Raw genomic sequence first — 18,810 nt, 5'->3', positions numbered from 1 at the left:
TTGCTTAAGCTTGCGCCCATGACTCCCTCCCTCCGCCGTGCCCAATTCGACGATGCCAGCGCACTGCCCGCCGTAGAGCGCTCAGCTGCCATTCTCTTCCGTAATGACCCTGAACTTGCCTGGCTTGCCGACGCCCCCGTGACCAGCGTCGAACAGCACCTGCGCGCCATAGAGTCCGCGCAGGTCTGGGTTGCCGAGATGGCCAATGGATCAATCGTGGGTTTTCTCAGCGCCCATGCCGTCGATACCGAACTGCATATCCAGGAGGTTTCTGTCAGCAGCGCGTTTCAGGGCCAGGGCCTGGGGCGCAGGTTGTTGCAGACCGCCCTTGAGTACGCACGCCATAGCGGGTTGACCGCGCTGACGCTGACGACCTTTCGCGAACTGCCGTGGAACGAGCCGTTTTATCAGCGGTTCGGCTTTGAAACCCTGGCATTTTTCGATCTCGATCAACGCTTGCAGGCAGTGCTGGAGGCGGAAATCGCCCATGGATTGCCTGGCGCCCGACGGTGTGCGATGCGTTATTGCATCAAATCGTAAAGGGTATGTATCGGCGGGAGATAGCCGCAGGAACCATTGTCCTGTGGCCAGCACTTTCATGTCATCAACCGGTCTTGCGTCGAACAGTCTCGAACCGATATCAGCCAATACTTCAGGTGAAACAGAGTCGCTGTTTTACTTGTCCGTCGAACATTTTTAAAACTGTTCGACACTGCCTGGCAGGCGCTATAAACGCCAAAGCCTGCGACAACTCCGCCGAGTTATCAGCGGCTATCAACCCAGTTGGCATTCACGCTTGATTTCAGACACCTGCCTTCAGATCCACCCCCAACGCTTGGGCAAACGCCTTGACCAACGGACTGCGCACCGTGTTGTGCCGCAGGATCAAATTGAACGGTGTATTGAAACTGATCAGGTCCGGCCGCAGGGCTCTGAACGTGCCTTGTGCAACCAGAGTCGCGGCATAGTGCTGTGGCAGAAAACCCAGGAAGCGCCCGGTTTTGATCAGCATGGCGACCGCTTCGACCTGTGATGCCGAGGCGGAAAAACTGTCGTACCGGGCAAACGTCAGCTTGTCTCGGTGGATGGCGTAGCGATGGTTGATGAACTCATGCTGCTTGAGCACATCTTCGCCCATCTGCTCATTCGGAACGCTGAACAACGGGTGCCCCACCGCGCAGTAGGCCTCTGATCTTTCTTCATACAACGTGAAGTAATCGAACTCTTCTCTTTTCTGATAAACCGGCACTATTCCGGCGACCAACCGCCCTTCTACAACGCCTCTTTCCACTTCATCCAGTTGCGAGGCCTGAAGTTGAAAGCGTACCTTCGGCGACTCTTCATTTATTCGTTTCAATGCAGCAACTAACGGAGAGTTTTCATCGGTAATCGTATTGTCGATCACCCCTACTCCCAAGTCGCCAATCAATTCATTTTGAGCGCAACTAAGCTTGTCTCGAAAGTTGTCGACCGAGGCAAATAAGTCAATCGACGCCTGATAGACCAGGCGCCCTTCTTCGGTCAGATTAAACCCCTCTCGACCCCGAGTACACAGGCGCATGCCAATGCGAATCTCAAGGTCGGAGATCTGTTTGCTGATGGCTGCCAGCCCCACATTCAGCTCGTTTTGAGCCGCACTAAAACCTCCGGCCTCGACCACTGCCTTGAACACTTTGAGCAGTTTGAAGTCCAGCCCGCTCAGGGCCAAAGGCGCTCGATGGGCCGTTTTCAACGGCGGGTTTCCCGAATTGGAAAGTGGGGTTTCCATAATGCTTATTTACCTCTGGCGCCCGATTCAACAGTCTGTGTCCAACAACAAAAACAACGCTGGCTAATAATAATGAACACAGAAAACCAGGCTTGGCAACTCCCAATAATTCCCCCCGATCAGCGCCAACTCGCTGATTCGAAACTATTAAAAGCTGACACTTCGATCAGCTCTCGCCACTTGCAACTGCCCTCTTGAAAACTGCATGAGCCGAACCACGCCCGGACGATCCCGGCGAGTGTTCAAGGCTCTGCGTAACGACATCAGTTCGTGTTACCGACGAGGAAAACAACAATGACTCAAGCAACCGATCGTTTGTGGGGGGCGCGTTTCAAAAGCGGTCCATCCGAAGCCCTGGCAGCCCTGTCCCGCTGCCCTGAGCGGTACTTCCGCCTCACCCCTTACGACCTGGCCGGTTCCAAGGCCCATGCCGGGGAACTGCACCGCGCCGGTTTGCTCGATGCACAGGAAACCCAAACCATGCTCGATGCGCTGGAGCGTATCGGTGAAGACTTCCGTGCTGGCTTTGTCAGCCCGACGCTGGATGACGAAGACGTCCACACCTTCATCGAGCGCCTGCTGACTGAACGCCTTGGGGCGCTGGGTGGCAAGCTGCGCGCCGGACGCTCGCGCAACGACCAGACCGCCAACGATCTGCGGCTGTTTCTGCGTGATCACGCTCGCACCCTGACCACCGAAGTGCTGGCCCTGCAACAGGCGCTGGTCGAGCAGGCCGAGCTGCACATCGACAGCATTTGCCCGGGTTTCACTCACCTGCAACAGGCGCAACCGATCGTGTTTGCCCATCACTTGCTGGCCCACGCCCAGTCGATGCTGCGCGATGTGCAACGTCTGGTGGATTGGGACGTGCGCACTTCCCTGTCGCCATTGGGTGCAGCGGCCATGGCCGGTTCGGCTATCGCCCGTCAGCCGCAGCAATCGGCGAAGGAAATGGGCTACAGCGGTGTCTGCGAAAACTCCATCGACGCCGTGGCCAGCCGAGACCACGTTGCCGAGTTCCTGTTCGTTGCGAGCATGCTCGGCGTCAACATCTCGCGTCTGGCCGAAGAGTTTTGCCTGTGGTCTTCGCGGCAATTTCGCTGGGTTGCGCTGGACGATGCCTACGCCACCGGCAGTTCGATCATGCCGCAGAAGAAAAACCCGGACATCGCTGAACTGGCGCGGGGCAAGGCCGGCCGTTTGATCGGCAACCTGACCGGTCTGCTGTCGACCCTCAAATCCCTGCCGCTGTCTTACAACCGCGATTTGAGCGAAGACAAGAACGGTGTGCTCGACAGCGTCGACACCCTGCTGCTGGTGCTGCCAGCCATGGCCGGGATGGTTGCGACCATGAAGGTCAATGTCAAAGAGCTGCGTCGCCAGGCACCGCTGGGCTTCACTCTCGCCACCGAGGTCGCCGACTGGCTGGCGGTGCGCGGTGTGCCGTTCAAGGAGGCCCACGAAATCACCGGAGCGCTGGTTCAGGCCTGTGAGAAACACGATATCGAACTGTGGGAAGCCTCACCGGCGCTGCTGGCCGAGATCGATGTGCGCCTGACCCCCGAAGTTCGCGACAGCCTGACCCTGGAAGCCGCCATCGCTGCCCGCAGTGGCTGGGGCGGAACCGCGCCGCAGCAGGTCCGTGAACAGATCGGCCGCTTGAAAACCGCCCTCGCCGCACAGCAGCAATGGGCCGAAAACTATCAAGGCTTCCGCCTCTGAATAAAGCACCAACCCCCTGTAGGAGCAAAGCTTGCTCCTACAGGGATTGTGTTGATCTGAAACACCCGTGTTCGGAGAACCGAAATGAACCAGACTCAGGCAGAGCTCCTCGCGGAGCGCAAAAAAGCCGAAAACCAGTTCGACATCACTCAGTACGAGCATGTACCTCGGCGCTACTACGGGCGGATCTTCTTCGCCACGCTGATCGTCGTCGCCATCGTCGGCCTGGTCAGGGCTTTCGCCGAGGGCAAGATCGAGTGGTCGTACATCGGCCAGTTCCTGACCTCCCAGGCGATTCTGTTCGGCTTGCTCAACACCATTATCATGGCCGTGCTGGCGATGGCGCTGGGGATTGTCTTCGGGGTGATCACCGCTGTTATGCGCATGTCGGCGAACCCGATCCTGCGCTATGTCGCGGTGACGTACACCTGGCTGTTTCGCGGTACGCCACTGATTCTGCAACTGCTGTTGTGGTTCAACCTGGCGTTGATATTTCCCACCATCGGCATTCCCGGGCTGTTCGAACTCGATACCGTCAGCCTGATGACGCCCTTCGTCGCCGCACTGCTGGGCCTGAGCATCAACCAGGGCGCCTACACCGCTGAAGTGGTGCGCGCCGGCCTGCTCTCGGTGGACACCGGTCAGTACGAAGCGGCCAAGTCGATCGGCATGCCGCGCCTGCAAGCGCTGCGCCGGATCATTCTGCCGCAGGCCATGCGCATCATCATTCCACCGGTCGGCAACGAGTTCATCGGCATGGTCAAGATGACCTCGCTCGCCAGCGTGATCCAGTACTCGGAACTGCTCTACAACGCCCAGAACATCTACTACGCCAACGCCCGGGTCATGGAATTACTGATCGTCGCGGGTATCTGGTACCTGGCCGCCGTCACAGTCCTGTCCTTTGGTCAAAGCCGTCTGGAGCGTCGTTTCGCTCGCGGCGCCGGCAAGCGTTCTTGAGGAGTCCGACATGAGAAGCATCGTCAAGGCCGTGAGCCTGAACAAATATTACGACCAGTACCACGCGCTCAAGGACATCAACATCGAAGTCGAGCAAGGCGAAGTGCTGTGCATCATCGGCCCGTCCGGCTCTGGTAAGAGCACCCTGCTGCGCTGCGTCAATCAGCTGGAAAAGATCGACAAGGGCGGCCTCTGGGTCGACGGCGAACTGGTGGGCTACCGCGTCGTCGGCAACAAACTGCATGAACTCAACGAGTCGCAGATCGCCCGGCAGCGGCTAGCCACCGGCATGGTGTTCCAGCGTTTCAACCTGTTTCCGCACATGACTGTGCTGCAAAACATCGTCGAAGGCCCGTGTCAGGTGCTCAAGCGCTCGCCCAAGGAAGCGCACGAAGAAGCCCTGGAACTGCTGGCCCGCGTCGGCCTGGCCGACAAGCGCAACAGCTACCCGATCGAACTCTCCGGTGGTCAGCAACAACGGGTAGCCATTGCCCGGGCGCTGGCCATGCGGCCCAAGCTGATGCTGTTCGATGAACCCACTTCGGCACTCGACCCGGAACTGGTCGGTGAGGTGCTGTCGGTGATGCGCGATCTGGCGCAGACCGGCATGACCATGATCGTCGTCACCCATGAACTGGGCTTCGCCCGCGAGGTTTCCAATCGCATGGTGTTCATGGATGGCGGGCAGATCGTGGAGGCAGGAAGCCCCGAAGAAATACTAATAAGTCCACAAAACCCGCGCACCCAAAGCTTCATTTCTGCCGTTCGCACCTAACGACAACTCAAAAAGAGAACGACCATGAAAAACCTCCTTATCCCTGCAGTAGTGGCTGGCCTGATGGCCTCTTCGATGACCTGGGCAGCTGATTTGCCCGCGAGCATCAAGGCCAAGGGCGAAATCGTCGTGGCGATCATGCCCAACTATCCGCCGATGGATTTCAAGGACCCGGCCACCAACACCCTCACCGGTCTGGACTACGACCTGGGCAACGCCTTGGCCGAGCGTCTGGGGGTGAAAATCAAATGGCAGGAAACCGGCTTCGAGCAAATGATCAACGCCCTGACCACCGACCGTGTGGACGTGGTGCTGTCGGGCATGACCGACACCGCCGAGCGTCAGCAGAGCGTGACCTTCGTTGACTACTTCACCAGCGGGCCGCAGTTCTACACCCTGCAAAAGAACAAGGACACCAACGAAATTGCCGACCTGTGCGGCAAGAAAGTCGGGACCAGCCGACGTACCACTTTCCCGGCGGAAATCGCTGAGTGGAGCAAGGCCAACTGCGAAGCGAAGGGTAAACCGGCGATCAATGTGATCGGCACCGAAGGCTCCGCCGACGCCCGTGCGCAGCTGCGCCAGAGCCGCATCGATGCGGCCATGCAGGGCAGCGAAACCCTGTCGTATCTGAAGACCCAGGAAAAAGACACCTACAAGACCGTGGGGGCGCCGATCTCGGTGCAGTTCAGCGGTTTGGGCGTCAGCAAGAAAAAACCTGAGTTGAGCGAGGCAGTGAAAGTCGCGCTGCAAAGCATGATTGATGACGGCAGCTATCAGGCGATCTTGAAGAAGTGGGATCTGGAGTTGGGTGCCATCAAGACGGTGACCATCAACGCCGGGAAGTAACGCTGAAATACGTTGCCTCGTAGCAGCTGCCAAGCCTGCGAGGCTGCGTTCGAGAACGCAGTCCTCGCAAGTCTGTGTACGCGGTTTACCTGAAAGAATGCGTCATCTGATTTCGCGGCGGCTACGCCACCGAACGCAGCCTCGCAGGCTCGGCAGCTGCTACGGGGGTTACGAGTGTTACGCGGGTTACGGATGCAACGGGTGTTACACCCATAAATTACTGGAGCGCCACGATGTCCTCCTCGCCTCAACCGACTTGGCCCGATGGCCACAACGCTTGCCTGGCCCTGGCCTTCGATCTCGACGGCCCGACCGGCGATGCGATGCTCAATGGTTCGATCTGGCACAAGCCCGAGTATTTCGGTTTTGGCGGTTACGGGCCGTATCGGGCCTTGCCACGGATACTCGACCTGCTTGATGAGTTCCGCATCCCGACCACCTTCTTCGTCCCGGCCTGGGTCGTGGAGAACTGGCCGAAACAGTGCCAGTCGATCATCGAGCGCGGGCATGAAGTGGCTTACCACGGCTACAAACACGAGTCCTTTTACGCGCTGACGCTGGAGCAGCAAAAGGACGTCATGAATAAATGCAGCGAGGTGTTCTGGCAGCATTTGAACATCCGCGCAGAAGGCTTTCGCACCCCGTCCGGCGACTGGCGGGCCGAGACGCCGGCCATGCTGGTGGAAGCCGGCGTCACTTATTCCAGCAGCATGCGCGGCGATGACCGGCCGTACCTGGTGAACGTGCCGGGCTTTGATACCCCGTTGGTGGAAATCCCCGGCCGCTGGGAAATGGACGATTACGCCTCCATCGCCTACACCCGCGCGCCGGACTTTCCCTCGGGGCTGGACCGTACCGCCAGCTATGAGCTGACCCTCGACAATTGGTGCCGCGAATTCGACGGTGCGATGAATGAAGGACTGTGCCTGACCACCCTCTTCCACCCGAAGATCACCGGTAAACCGGGGCGCATTCTGCTGCTGGAGAAACTTTTCGAACACATGCGCCAGCGTGATGACGTGTGGTTCGCCACCTGCCGCGATGTCGCCCACTGGTGGCTCAAGGAGCATCAACATGGCTGATTCGACGACCTGGCCCAAAGGCTACCGGTGCGCCGTAGTGTTGACCGTCGACTACAACGACGTACACGGCATCCTGACCCAGGCCCCGGAAGTCGCCGGCCGCGACAAGACCCTGTCGGTGTGGCGCTACGGTACCCAGCGCGGGGTCGAACGCTTGCTCGCACTGTTCAAGGAGTTGGGGGTTGCCAGCAGTTGGTGCGTGCCGGGTATCGTTGCCGAAGAGAACCCGGACCATATCCGCTCGATCCAGGCCGCCGGTCATGAAATTGCCTGCGCCGGTTATCGTCATCAGAACTACGACACCCTGAGCCTCGCAGAGCAGACGGTTGCCCTAGAGCACGGCTGTCGGGCACTGGCCGACATTACCGGCCAGCGTCCAACGGGCTTCCGGATTCCCGCCGGCAACTGGGCACCGGGGTTTACCGAAGCGTTACGCGAGCAAGGCATTCGCTGGTCGTCCTGCTGGCGCGGCGATGATCTGCCGTTCGCCCATCCAACGGCGCCCGAGGTGATCGAACTGCCAATGCACTATGAACTGGAGGACGAACCGTACTTCGCGTTCAACCTGAGCCCGGCAGTCCCACCCGCGCAATCGCGGATTGCTTCTTACAGCCATACCTTGGCCAACCTGCAAATGGACTTTGCCGGGTTTCATCGTTTTGGCCTGTGCTACGTGCTGCGCCTGCACCCGGAGATCATCGCAACCCCGGGACGCATCGGTGTCCTGCGCGAGTTGCTGCTGGGTATCCAGCAACACGACGACGTGTGGATCGCCACGGCTGGCGACGTCGTCCAATGGTGGGCCGAGCGCGCTGTGCCGATGGACGAGGAGCATCCAGCCGCCGTGTATGAGCGGCATTATCGAGCGTACTTGCCATGAGTGAACGATTGCAGCGCCTGGCGCAATTCTGCGTCGAGACCCGTTTCGAAGACTTGCCGCCGGCATTGGTGGCACAAGCCAAGCGACACATTCTGGATACCGTCGGCGCGATCCTGGCCGGGGCCGCCAGTGAGATTGCCGTCACCGTCCGGCAAACCTTTGCCAATGAAACTGGCCAAACACTGGTCTGGGGCACTGCGCAGTATGTCGGCGCCGCGCAGGCAGCGATGCTCAATGGGATTGCCGCCCATGCGCTGGAACTGGACGATACCGGCGGCTGCGATCACTCCGGCGCGGTGGTGTTGCCCGCAGTGATGGCAGCGGTCAGCCTGAGGCCTACGCCGGTAAATGGCCGCGAGCTGATTACCGCCGTAGTGATCGGCTACGAGATCGGTCGGCGGGTGCTTGAGGCCTGTGGTGGTTACTCGGCGCACAACGGCGCCGGTTGGCATTCGACCGCCACCTGCGGGGTGTTCGGCGCGGCAGCGGCCAGTGCGCGAATACTCGGTCTTGATCCGGCACAAACCCTCGCCGCACTAGGCATTGCCGGCAGTTTCAGCGGCGGCCTCTGGGCGTTTATCCACGACGGCTCGCACAGTAAAAAGCTCCACAGCGGCCGCGCTGCCGAAGGTGGATTGCTGGCAGCGCGGTTTGCCGAGCAAGGGATCAGCGGGCCAACCAAGTTGTTCGATGACGTCTGGGGCGGCTTTCTCAAGACCCTCGCGGCGGAATACGCGCAACCCGAGGCGCTGGACGCAGACCTTGGGGTGGTGTGGAAACTCGCCCGCTGCTCGATCAAGCCCTACGCATCATGCCGTGGCACGCATTCGGCCATCGATGCCTTGGGTTTGTTGCTGGAGCAATTGCAGATCGAAGCCGGTGAGTTGGAAGACGTTCAGGTGTCGCTGTGTGGTTTTCTCAACGAGATGTGCGGCGGGCGCGATATCGGCAGTTTGGCCGCCGCGCAAATGAGCCTGCCATATGCCCTCGCTGCTCGATTGGTCCATGGTCATTGCCGGCTTGAGGCCTATGACGACGAACAACGCAGTACCTCAGAAATCGCGCATTGGATGTCGCGCATTCACCTTGTCGTGGATCCGCAACTGTCAGAGGATGGCGAGCCGGTCGTGAGCATTCGCAGCCGCGATGGTCGCACGGCAAGCCTGTGTGTCGAGGTGCCGTTGGGCGCGCCGGGGAATCCGTTGAGTGATGCAGCGCTGGAGGAGAAATTCCTCAGCCTGGCGACGCGGGTGCTGCCGGTGGAACAGGCGACCGGGTTGCTGGAGCGGTTGTGGCAACTGGAAAAACTGCAATCGGTCGGTACGTTGATCGAGATCATTGAATAAGGACATTCGTACCACCGTGGCTACTTACTCGCTCGTTATTCGCCGCCTGATGATCTGTTCGCTGACCATCGTCGTCAGCCGCGCCATCACCAGCCCGTTGCTGACGCTGTTCCTCAGCAACAAGCTGGGCCTGAATCAGCAGGACGTTGGCCTGCTGTTGGGCATCGCGGTGTTCATCGCCACCCTGCTCGCGCTGTATGGCGGTTACATCATCGACCGCCTGGAGAAACGCCGGTTGCTGATTCTGGCGATGCTTTCCAGCGCCGTTGGTTTTGTCCTGCTGACCTTCGCCCACAACCTTTACCTGACCACGCTGACGCTGGTGATTACCGAAACCGCTTCGGCGCTGTTTCTGATCGGCTCGAAAGCGATCCTCAGTGAAAATCTGCCGATGGGCCAGCGGGCCAAGGCCTTTTCATTGCGCTATACCCTGACCAACATTGGCTACGCCACCGGCCCGATGCTGGGGGTGGTGATTGCCGGGGGGCAGCCATTGGCACCGTTCCTGATTGCCGGTGGCATCGCTTTTTTCAGCACCTTCCTGATGAGAGGGATTCCCGGATCGGCCAAGGAAGCGGCTGTTGGCCAGCCACAGAGCTTTCTGAAAACCCTGGTGACCCTGAAGAACGACCGCACACTGATCATGTTCACCTGCGGCTGCCTGCTCAGCACCGTGGTGCACGGACGTTTCACCCTGTACCTGTCGCAATACCTGCTGGTGACGCAAAACGAGCACATTGCGCTGAAAACCATGGCCGCGATCCTCGCCTGCAACGCGATCAGCGTGATTCTCTTGCAGTACCAGATCGGCCGATTCCTTAAACGCGAACAGCTGCGTTACTGGATTGTTATCGGCAGCAGCCTGTTCATCTTCGGATTGATCGGCTTCAGCTTTGCGCAGAACCTGGTGCAGTGGTGCCTGGCGATGTTTGTCTTCACCCTTGGCGAAATGATCATCTACCCGGCAGAGTTCCTGTTCGTCGATACCCTGGCACCGGAAGAACTGCGCGGCAGCTACTACGGCGCGCAGAACCTGGCGGCATTGGGCGGTGCGGCGAGCCCGGTGATTTGCGGCTTTTTGCTGACCCACACGGCACCGGCGACGATGTTTTATGCCCTCAGCGCACTGACCGCCATGGGCGGATTGCTGTGTTTCCTGAGTGGTCGGCGCGTCGCCACACTTCAAAATAAATGCACTGAAAGCTCATTAATATGAATTTGTCAGGGGTGAGATAGATCGGCACACTGTGCCGGTTCCTCCCCCAAATGTTGGAACGTTTAAAGGGCTTTCTGGTGATCCAGACAAGCCCTTCTTTTTGCCCGTTCTTTGCCACTGGATCGTTTTCGTTATGCTCGCTCGCTGGATACCCGCTGCCGTCAACACCCGCCCCTCTGAATGGAGCCGTGCCGCCATCGGCATGTCGCTGGGCACGCTGCTGAGCGTCTGGCTCTGTGGCCAGGTGTTCGGCATGGATGTGGCCTTGCACTTGATCGGGCCGTTGGGCGCTTCGGCGGTGTTGCTGTTCGCCGTGTCTTCCGGCGCACTGGCGCAGCCATGGTCAATTCTCGGCGGCTATTTGTGTGCAGCGGTGGTGTCGCTGCTGGTGGCCCATGTGCTTGGGCGCACGCTGGGCAGTGCCTGCCTGGCGGCTGGCATGGCGTTGATTCTGATGTGCTGGCTGCGTTGCCTGCACCCGCCGGCGGGTGCGTTGGCGTTGCTGCTGGTGGTGGCGGACCCGGCGACCATCGCGATGGAATGGTGCGAACTCGGGCCGGTGATGCTCGCCGCGACGTGCATGCTGCTCAGCGCCCTTTTCTATAACAACCTGACGCGGATCCGTTACCCCAAGGGCCACAGTGAACCGGTCGCCAAGGTGCCCGCAGATCATCCGCCCGCAGACGCGCTGGCGATTACCGCCGAAGACCTCAAGCTGGCCCTGGCCGACATGCAGGAGTTCTTCGACGTCACGCCCGAGGACCTTGAGCAGTTGATCCACGCCAGCGAGCTGCATGCCAAACGCCGCAGCATCAGTGAAGTGTTTGGCACTCGGCCTTAGCCACTAAACCATTAGGCAGCCGACTGCTGTCGCGCCGGCACGGCCAGGCTGACGGCGCGCACCGAAGCACCGGCCGTCAAGCCCAGTGCCTTGGCGGTGTGGGCATCGACAATCAAGGTCCCGGCGGCGACCCGCGCTGGCGCGGCGGTGATCCGGCAATCGGCGAACTGGCGGTTGTGAATCAGATACACCGCCGCCTGCTCTCCCGGCGTGCCGATGCTCAGTTGCAATACCTGGCTGTCACGCACCGCGCGAATGTCGCCGGTGGCGCACTCGATCAGCGGGCCGCCGTCAAAGATGTCGATGTAATCCTTGTGCTCGAACCCTTCAGCCTTGAGCATCCCCAGCGCCGGTTCGGTGTTGGGATGAACCCGGCCGATCGTTTCCCGCGCAGCCTCGGGCAGCAGGCAGGTCGGCAGCGGGAACTTCGGCATCAGTTCGGCAATGAAGGTCTTGTTGCCCAGCCCGGTGAGGTAGTCGGCGTCGGCAAAATCCATCTTGAAGAAGTGCCGGCCCAGCCCTTCCCAGAACGGCGAGACGCCGTCTTCGTCCGAGTAACCGCGCATCTCGGCGATCACTTTGTCGCCAAAGTACTGGCGAAATTCGGCGAGAAACAGAAACCGCGCCTTGGACAGCAAACGACCATTCAGACCGCTGCGATGACCGGCGTGCAGGAACAACGAGCACAACTCCGATTGCCCGGTCATGTCATTGCCGAGAAACAGCGTCGGCAATTGCTGGTTGATCCCGAGGTTTTTCGACGCGGCGACAAACAGCCCCATCCGGTAGTTGTACCAAGGCTCGCGCAGCCCGACCGCGCCAGCCAGGGCGCAGATACCGACAGCTTCGCCGTTGTCGGCCTCCAGCACAAACAGGTAATCGGCATCAGCCCGTTCGGCTTCACCGGCGAAGGTTTTTTCAGCCCATTCCAGGCGCTGACGCAAACGCCCGGCATCGGCGGGCAAGGTGGTCAAACCGGCGCCGGCGCTGTGGGCCAGTGCCAGCAACGCCGGCAGGTCATTCATTGTTGCAGGACGGACGATCATCAATGCTGCTCCTGTGGGCTCACGCGTTTAGGCAGATAGACTTCCGCGAGCATGCAGCGCGCGCTGCCGCCGCCAATCCGCTCGATGGTGTCGATGTTTACCGGTAGAGGTTTGGCGTACGCTTCGACCATCCGGCGCTGGTCGGCATGCAGCGACCGCCAGGCCGTGCGCGACATCACCAGCAACGGCTCGCCAGCGGCGTTGTGCACTTCAAGCATGTTGCCGGCGAACGACTCCAGTTGATCGAAGCTCAGGGTCAAGACTTGCTTGCCGCTGCATTCCAGGCGTGAGCGCAGTGCATTGCGTTCGTCCAGGTCGCTGACCGACTCCAGACAGACCACCGCCAGTTGCCTGCCGACGCTCATCATCACATTGGTGTGATAGATCGGCACACCGTGACGGTCCACTGCGTTGAACGCGCAGAGCTCATAGCCGAGGTGCTCAACCACCTGATCCAACGCCTTCGCGTGGGTGCGGGTCGAGTAGCCGGCGTAGCAAATCCGCTGTTCGCGATCGAGGACCATGCTGCCGGTGCCCTCGAGGAACACGTCCTGCTGCTCAAGGTCGGAGAGGTCGAGCAATTGCTCGATGCGGTAGGCATCGCGCAGCCAGTCGAGTACGCCTTTGTCGCGCTCCAGGCGCCGGTTGTGACCCTGCATCGGGTACAGCACGAGCGTGCCGTCGGGATGGCTGCTCCACCAATTGTTCGGAAAGATCGAGTCCGGGGTGTGCGGGGCTTCGCTGTCGTTGTGCACCATGACTTCAACGCCGTGCTCGCGCAGGGCTGCGACATAGCCGTCGAACTCTTGCAGGGCCTTGAGTTGTACGTCTTCGGCTGCAGCCGCCGGACGCTGGAAACGGTTGTTGGCGGCCGTGTCCTGGTTGAAGGAGAAACGTGTCGGGCGAATCATCAAAACGGTATTGGTGGTTTGCATGGGCACAGAATCAATGAGGGTTGAGAGGTGCTCATTGTCTGATTCGGCGCCGGAAAAACCCGGCTGATAAGGAGGGAGTTGGTGCTGGAAATGGCTGAAAACGGGGTGGCTTGCAGCCGATTTGGCGGGCGTGATAAATCGTCTGAAATCGCTGATTACCGTAGCAGCTGGCGCAGCCTGCTGCTACGGAACTGCGGCGCTGGGCCCGTTCTAGGTGGAGGTTTTGACCATCGCCAGCTCAGGATGGCTGACCAGTTTGTCGATGTGCAGGTCCGGGTCGTCGAACCAGACTTCGGTCAATACCCGGTAGTGTTCCATGTCGCGACAGCGCATCCGCAGGCTGTAGTCGAAGGCGCCGCTGATCAATTGGCACTCCAGCACCTGCGGGCAGGCGCGGACTTTGGCTTCGAAGGCTTTCTGCGCGGCGCGCCCGCTCTGGTTCGAGAGTGCCACCAGCACCAGCAACGACAGACCGGGGGTCAGTTTTTTCTCGTCGAGAATCGCCCCGTAGCCACGAATGACGCCGAGCTGTTCGAGCTTGCGCACCCGCTCAAGGCATGGCCTTGGCGTCAGGTGCACGCGCTCGGAAAGCTTCTGATAGGTGATGCGCCCTTCGTGGCGCAGCACCTCAATGATTGCCTGATCGATACGATCAAGCACGATCGACATATCGCGGATGTCCGCCATGTACGCCTTGCCTCACTTCAAACGGCCCGATAAAAATTGCTGTAAACGCTCGCTTTTCGGCTGGTCGAGAATCGTTGCATCGCCCTGCTCCTCGACCCGGCCTTGATGCAGGAACAGCACCTGGCTGGACACCTGCCGGGCAAAGCCCATTTCGTGGGTCACCATCAACATGGTCCGGCCTTCTTCAGCCAACGCCTGAATCACCTTCAATACTTCACCCACCAGCTCCGGGTCGAGGGCCGAGGTCGGCTCGTCGAACAACAGAATCTGTGGTTCCACCGCCAATGCCCGGGCAATCGCCACCCGTTGTTGTTGGCCGCCGGACAGGAAGGCCGGGTACTGCTCGGCCACGCGTTGCGGCAGACCGACCTTGTCCAGGTACGCCCGGGCGCTGACTTCAGCGTCCTTGCGGCTGACGCCCAGGACTTTGCACGGCGCCAGCATAATGTTCTCCAGCACCGTCAGATGACTCCACAGGTTGAAGTGCTGAAACACCATCGCCAGCCGCGTGCGCAAGCGCTGCAACTGCGCCGGGTTGGCAACCCGCATGCCACCGGGCGCCTGGCGGGTGACAATCCGCTCGCCGTCCAGCTCGATGGCTCCTTCATCCGCCCGTTCAAGGAAGTTGATACACCGCAGCATAGTGCTTTTGCCGGAGCCACTGGCGCCAATCATGCTCACCACATCACCGGCGCGGGCATTCAACGAGACGCCCTTGAGTACTTCGTTGTCACCGAAGCGTTTATACAGATTTTCAACGGTCAGTTTGTACATGCAACACTCCTGGAGCGCTGCCGTTGGCGACAGCGTTCTGGACAGAAAGAGGGAGGGAAAAAACCGGTTCCGGATCTCAGTGAGCCGGCCCGAGGAAATTCAGCCAGCGCTTCTCTGCGAGACGAAACGCGCCGACCAGGCCAAATGACAGCGCGAGGTACAGCAGCCCGGCGATACCGAAGGCCTGGAAGGTCATGAAGGTCGCGGCATTGGCGTCCCGGGCAACCTTGAGGATGTCCGGAATGGTCGCGGTGAACGCCACCGACGTGGCGTGCAGCATCAGGATCACTTCGTTGCTGTAGTAAGGCAGCGCCCGACGCAACGCCGAAGGCAGAATCAACTTCACATACAAACGCCAGCCACTCAGGCCATAGGCATGGGCCGCCTCGATTTCACCGTAGGGAATGCTGCGGATCGCCCCGGCGAAGATCTCGACGGTGTAGGCGCAAGTGTTGAGGGTGAACGCCAGCAAGGTGCAGTTCATCGCATCGCGAAAGAACGCTTCCAGCAGCGGCTGCGAGCGGACCACCGCGATGCCGTAGATCCCGCTGTAGCAAATCAGCAACTGGATATACAGCGGCGTGCCACGAAATACATAGGTAAACAATTGCACCGGCCAGCGCAAAAGCCCCCAGCGCGACGTGCGCAGGATGGCCAGCGGCAGCGACAGGCAGAAGCCGAGCACGATGCTCACCACCAGCAGCCATAAGGTCATGGCCAAACCGGTGAAGTTGTAGCCGTCACTGAACAGGAAAGGTTTCCAGTATTCGGAGATCAATTCGATCATCGCGTCATCCCTCGCACGCCCTGGTTGTAGCGCCGTTCAAGCACGCGCAAGACATAGTTCGAAGCGCTGGTGATCAGCAGGTACAGCGCTGCCGCCAGCAACAGAAAATCCAGCATGTTGAAGGTGCTTTTGCCGGCCTCCTGCGCGACCTTGACCAGGTCCGACAAGCCGATGATCGACACCAGCGCCGTAGCCTTGAGCAGCACCAGCCAGTTGTTGCCCAGACTCGGCAAGGCAAAGCGCATCATCTGCGGGAACACCACGCAGTAAAACCGCTGCCAACGGCTCAGGCCAAACGACGCACCAGCCTCCTGTTGCCCCCGAGGGACACTGAGGATCGCGCCACGAAAGGTCTCGGTGAAATACGCGCCGTAGATAAATCCCAGGGTCACGATACCGGCCACGAACGGGTCGATTTCCATGTACGGCCATTGCATGAACTCGGTCAGGCTGCTCAGCCAGCCTTGCAGGCTGTAGAAGATCAGCAACATCAACACCAGGTCCGGTACACCGCGAATCAGCGTGGTGTAAAAGGTTGCCGGCAGGTTCAGCAGCCGCAGCGGCGAAAGCTTGGCCGCCGCACCGAGCAAACCCAGCAGCATGCTGACCAGCAGCGACAGCGCCGAGAGTTTCAGGGTCACCCAGGTGCCGTGCAGCAGCAGTGGGCCATAGCCTTGCAGGGCCGAGAGATCCAGGCCCAGAGCATTGAGGAAGGTATTCACGCAAGTCACCTGTCTTGAAGCACCACAGCGAGGCATTGGGTCGTGAACCACGGCCCAATGCTTCAGGTGCGCTGATCAGTTGTTGTAGAGGTCCAGATCGCCGAAGTATTTCTTCTGGATCTGCGCGTAGATGCCCTTCTCGTGCAGGGCCTTGATGGCGGTGTTCAACATGCCTTTGAGCTCGTCGTTGTCCTTGCGTACACCGATGGCGATATCCGCCGGCACCAGCGGATCACTGATGCCTTGGCTGTTCTTGAAGGGGGCGCCTTGTGGCGACTCAAGGAAGCTCATCTGCGCTTGCAGCTTGTCCTGAATCGAGGCGTCGAGGCGGCCGTAAACCAGATCGGCGTAGACCTGATCCTGGTTCTGATAGGCGCGCAGTTTCACCCCGCCCGGCGCCAGTTTGGCCCTGGCGTAGGTTTCCTGAATGGTGCCTTGCATGAAACCAATGGTCTTGCCCTTGAGCGACTCGGCGGTGGGCTCAAGCCCCGAATCCTTGCGGGTGACGATGGCGGTCGGGCCGGCATACAGACGGTCGGTGAAATCGATCTGCTTCTTGCGGGCGTCGGTGACGGTCATCGACGACTCGATGGCATCGAACTTGCCGGCCTTGAGCGCAGGAATCAGCCCGTCGAAGTCATTGCTGACCCACACACACTTGAGCTTCAGTTCGGCGCAGATTGCGTTGCCCAGGTCTACGCCAAAGCCTTGCACGCCACCGTCGGCAGTGGTCGACTCAAACGGCGGGTAGCTTGGGTTGGTGCCGAAGCGCAGTTCGGTCCACTCTTTGGCGCTAGCGCCGGCCGAGCAGAACAGCATCGCGAGTACAGGCAACGTCAGCCATTGGGTTTTCATCTTCATAAGTCCCGATTTGATTGGAATTATCGCGACCGGGCACAAATGCCTGGGCGCCTTTATGGGCAGGAACAGAGAGTCGATGCGGCGTCTGCCGCAGCAGCGTTCTTATTGTTTGTGTTCGGTGCACCGCCAAAGGCCGGCCACACCCCACCCTGAAACCCTTGGCGCAGACGGCTTCGAATGGAACGCCAGAATGCCAACAGTCGATTGTGCCGAGGTGTCGAAAGGACCGTCGCAGACAGCTCGCTTGTGCTGATGTCAGCATTTTCACAGCCGATCCTGTCGTGAATGCCCTATTGGGGGATTTTTGCGATGAAGGCGTTTGCAGGTATTACAAAAATGCAGACCGGACCTGCATCTATCACGGTTGTACATCGCAAATTTGCACTGTTACGATCCGGCATCGTTCGCGCGCGAACACTTCTATAAAGAACAATAAAAGCAGGGAGTTAGTGATGACTGCTCAGGTTTCATCCCAGGCGACCCGCGGCATTGATGCCAGCGCCAACGACGTGCTGGCCGAGGTCCGCAACCATATTGGCCACCTGACCCTCAATCGCCCCGCCGGCCTCAACGCCATTACCCTGGACATGGTCCGCAGCCTGCACCAACAGCTCGATGCCTGGTCGAAAGACCCGCATATCCATGCCGTGGTGTTGCGCGGGGCTGGCGAAAAGGCCTTCTGCGCCGGTGGCGATATCCGTTCGCTGTACGACAGTTTCAAAAGCGGCGGCACCCTGCATGAAGACTTCTTCGTCGAGGAATACGCCCTCGACCTGGCGATCCACCATTACCGCAAACCGGTACTGGCGTTGATGGACGGTTTCGTCCTCGGCGGCGGCATGGGCCTGGTGCAAGGCGCAGACCTGCGGGTAGTCACCGAACGCAGTCGCCTGGCAATGCCGGAAGTGGCCATCGGTTACTTCCCTGACGTTGGCGGCAGCTACTTCCTGCCACGGATTCCCGGCGAACTGGGCATCTACCTCGGCGTCAGCGGCGTGCAGATCCGCGCCGCCGATGCGCTGTATTGCGGGTTGGCCGATTGGTACCTGGAAAGCCAGAAACTCGCCGAACTGGATCAACACCTCGACAGCCTCGAGTGGCACGACACCCCGCTCAAGGACCTGCAAGGCCTACTGGCGAAACTCGCGCTACAGCAACTGCCCGATGCACCATTGCAGGCACTGCGGCCAACGATCGACCACTTCTTCGCGCTGCCGGATGTGCCAAGCATTGTCGAGCAACTGCGCACCGTTACGGTTGCCGACAGTCACGATTGGGCAATGACCACTGCCGATTTACTCGACAGTCGTTCACCGCTGGCCATGGGTGTAACGTTAGAGATGCTGCGTCGCGGCCGTCAGCTGAGCCTGGAAAACTGCTTCGCCCTCGAACTGCACCTCGATCGTCAGTGGTTCGAACGCGGTGACCTGATCGAAGGCGTCCGCGCCTTGCTGATCGACAAAGACAAGAGCCCACGCTGGAACCCTCCGACCGTGCAGGCGCTGGACGCCAAACACGTTGCGAGCTTCTTCAGCGGTTTTGACCAGAGCGGGAGCTGA

General features: G+C 60.0%; 19 protein-coding genes. 11 read left to right on the top strand and 8 right to left on the bottom strand.

Annotated features, from left to right (window positions below; genetic code table 11):
• Nucleotides 1-18: 18 nt before the first annotated feature.
• Nucleotides 19-540, top strand: a complete 522-nt coding sequence (locus tag AC1RJ3_RS15300) for a GNAT family N-acetyltransferase (RefSeq protein ID WP_493079415.1) — start codon at nt 19-21, stop codon at nt 538-540.
• Between the two features lie 262 nt (nt 541-802).
• Here the strand turns inward: AC1RJ3_RS15300 and AC1RJ3_RS15295 are convergent, their stop codons facing one another.
• The gene (locus AC1RJ3_RS15295) at nt 803-1,768 is read right to left on the bottom strand and encodes a LysR family transcriptional regulator (RefSeq protein ID WP_054597471.1); all 966 of its coding nucleotides are present in this window, start codon (nt 1,766-1,768) and stop codon (nt 803-805) included.
• Nucleotides 1,769-2,062: 294 nt separating this feature from the next.
• On the opposite strand from AC1RJ3_RS15295, the gene argH reads away from it, so the two are divergent.
• From argH to AC1RJ3_RS15250, 9 genes are all read left to right on the top strand, one after another.
• Complete coding sequence (gene argH / locus AC1RJ3_RS15290) at nt 2,063-3,490, top strand: argininosuccinate lyase (RefSeq protein ID WP_493079414.1); 1,428 nt, start codon at nt 2,063-2,065, stop codon at nt 3,488-3,490.
• 84 nt (nt 3,491-3,574) lie between these two features.
• Nucleotides 3,575-4,450 carry an amino acid ABC transporter permease gene (locus AC1RJ3_RS15285; protein ID WP_103318560.1) on the top strand — a complete coding sequence of 292 codons (876 nt, stop codon included), beginning with the start codon at nt 3,575-3,577 and terminating at the stop codon, nt 4,448-4,450.
• Nucleotides 4,451-4,460: 10 nt separating this feature from the next.
• Nucleotides 4,461-5,225: an amino acid ABC transporter ATP-binding protein gene (locus AC1RJ3_RS15280; RefSeq protein WP_054597474.1), complete on the top strand. Its 765-nt coding sequence runs from the start codon at nt 4,461-4,463 to the stop codon at nt 5,223-5,225.
• 24 nt (nt 5,226-5,249) lie between these two features.
• Nucleotides 5,250-6,074, top strand: coding sequence for an ABC transporter substrate-binding protein (locus tag AC1RJ3_RS15275; protein WP_054597475.1), 825 nt, complete (start codon nt 5,250-5,252; stop codon nt 6,072-6,074).
• Between the two features lie 233 nt (nt 6,075-6,307).
• The gene (locus AC1RJ3_RS15270) at nt 6,308-7,156 is read left to right on the top strand and encodes a polysaccharide deacetylase family protein (protein WP_493079413.1); all 849 of its coding nucleotides are present in this window, start codon (nt 6,308-6,310) and stop codon (nt 7,154-7,156) included.
• The gene (locus tag AC1RJ3_RS15265) at nt 7,149-8,036 is read left to right on the top strand and encodes a polysaccharide deacetylase family protein (protein WP_493079412.1); all 888 of its coding nucleotides are present in this window, start codon (nt 7,149-7,151) and stop codon (nt 8,034-8,036) included. Before AC1RJ3_RS15270 ends, AC1RJ3_RS15265 begins: the two co-directional genes overlap by 8 nt.
• On the top strand, nt 8,033-9,382 hold the full coding sequence (locus AC1RJ3_RS15260) for an MmgE/PrpD family protein (RefSeq protein ID WP_493079411.1): 1,350 nt from the start codon (nt 8,033-8,035) through the stop codon (nt 9,380-9,382). Before AC1RJ3_RS15265 ends, AC1RJ3_RS15260 begins: the two co-directional genes overlap by 4 nt.
• A gap of 16 nt (nt 9,383-9,398) precedes the next feature.
• On the top strand, nt 9,399-10,598 hold the full coding sequence (locus AC1RJ3_RS15255) for an MFS transporter (protein ID WP_493079410.1): 1,200 nt from the start codon (nt 9,399-9,401) through the stop codon (nt 10,596-10,598).
• Nucleotides 10,599-10,731: 133 nt separating this feature from the next.
• Nucleotides 10,732-11,439, top strand: coding sequence for an HPP family protein (locus AC1RJ3_RS15250; protein WP_493079409.1), 708 nt, complete (start codon nt 10,732-10,734; stop codon nt 11,437-11,439).
• 11 nt (nt 11,440-11,450) lie between these two features.
• On the opposite strand, the gene astA is transcribed toward AC1RJ3_RS15250, so the two are convergent.
• The 7 genes from astA to AC1RJ3_RS15215 all read right to left on the bottom strand — a co-directional run bounded on the left by astA (nt 11,451) and on the right by AC1RJ3_RS15215 (nt 17,245).
• Nucleotides 11,451-12,485, bottom strand: coding sequence for an arginine N-succinyltransferase (gene astA, locus AC1RJ3_RS15245; protein WP_493079408.1), 1,035 nt, complete (start codon nt 12,483-12,485; stop codon nt 11,451-11,453).
• Nucleotides 12,485-13,420, bottom strand: coding sequence for a citrulline utilization hydrolase CtlX (ctlX, locus tag AC1RJ3_RS15240; protein ID WP_493079407.1), 936 nt, complete (start codon nt 13,418-13,420; stop codon nt 12,485-12,487). The genes astA and ctlX overlap by 1 nt, the downstream gene beginning before the upstream one ends.
• A gap of 210 nt (nt 13,421-13,630) precedes the next feature.
• Nucleotides 13,631-14,107 (bottom strand): Lrp/AsnC family transcriptional regulator, encoded by a 477-nt coding sequence (locus AC1RJ3_RS15235; protein WP_054597482.1) that lies wholly within the window; start codon nt 14,105-14,107, stop codon nt 13,631-13,633.
• 12 nt (nt 14,108-14,119) lie between these two features.
• On the bottom strand, nt 14,120-14,881 hold the full coding sequence (locus AC1RJ3_RS15230; protein ID WP_054597483.1) for an ABC transporter ATP-binding protein: 762 nt from the start codon (nt 14,879-14,881) through the stop codon (nt 14,120-14,122).
• A gap of 76 nt (nt 14,882-14,957) precedes the next feature.
• Entirely contained in the window at nt 14,958-15,668 is a 711-nt protein-coding gene (locus AC1RJ3_RS15225; protein WP_103316471.1) for an ABC transporter permease, read from the bottom strand.
• Nucleotides 15,665-16,426 carry an ABC transporter permease gene (locus tag AC1RJ3_RS15220; RefSeq protein WP_054597485.1) on the bottom strand — a complete coding sequence of 254 codons (762 nt, stop codon included), beginning with the start codon at nt 16,424-16,426 and terminating at the stop codon, nt 15,665-15,667. The genes AC1RJ3_RS15225 and AC1RJ3_RS15220 overlap by 4 nt, the downstream gene beginning before the upstream one ends.
• 39 nt (nt 16,427-16,465) lie before the next feature.
• Nucleotides 16,466-17,245 (bottom strand): transporter substrate-binding domain-containing protein, encoded by a 780-nt coding sequence (locus AC1RJ3_RS15215; protein ID WP_054597486.1) that lies wholly within the window; start codon nt 17,243-17,245, stop codon nt 16,466-16,468.
• Nucleotides 17,246-17,703: 458 nt separating this feature from the next.
• On the opposite strand from AC1RJ3_RS15215, the gene AC1RJ3_RS15210 reads away from it, so the two are divergent.
• Nucleotides 17,704-18,810, top strand: coding sequence for an enoyl-CoA hydratase/isomerase family protein (locus AC1RJ3_RS15210; protein ID WP_493079406.1), 1,107 nt, complete (start codon nt 17,704-17,706; stop codon nt 18,808-18,810).

It is taken from the genome of Pseudomonas sp. GW822-FHT04C11, from assembly GCF_058800905.1.
This window is presented reverse-complemented; position numbering and strand designations above follow the sequence as displayed.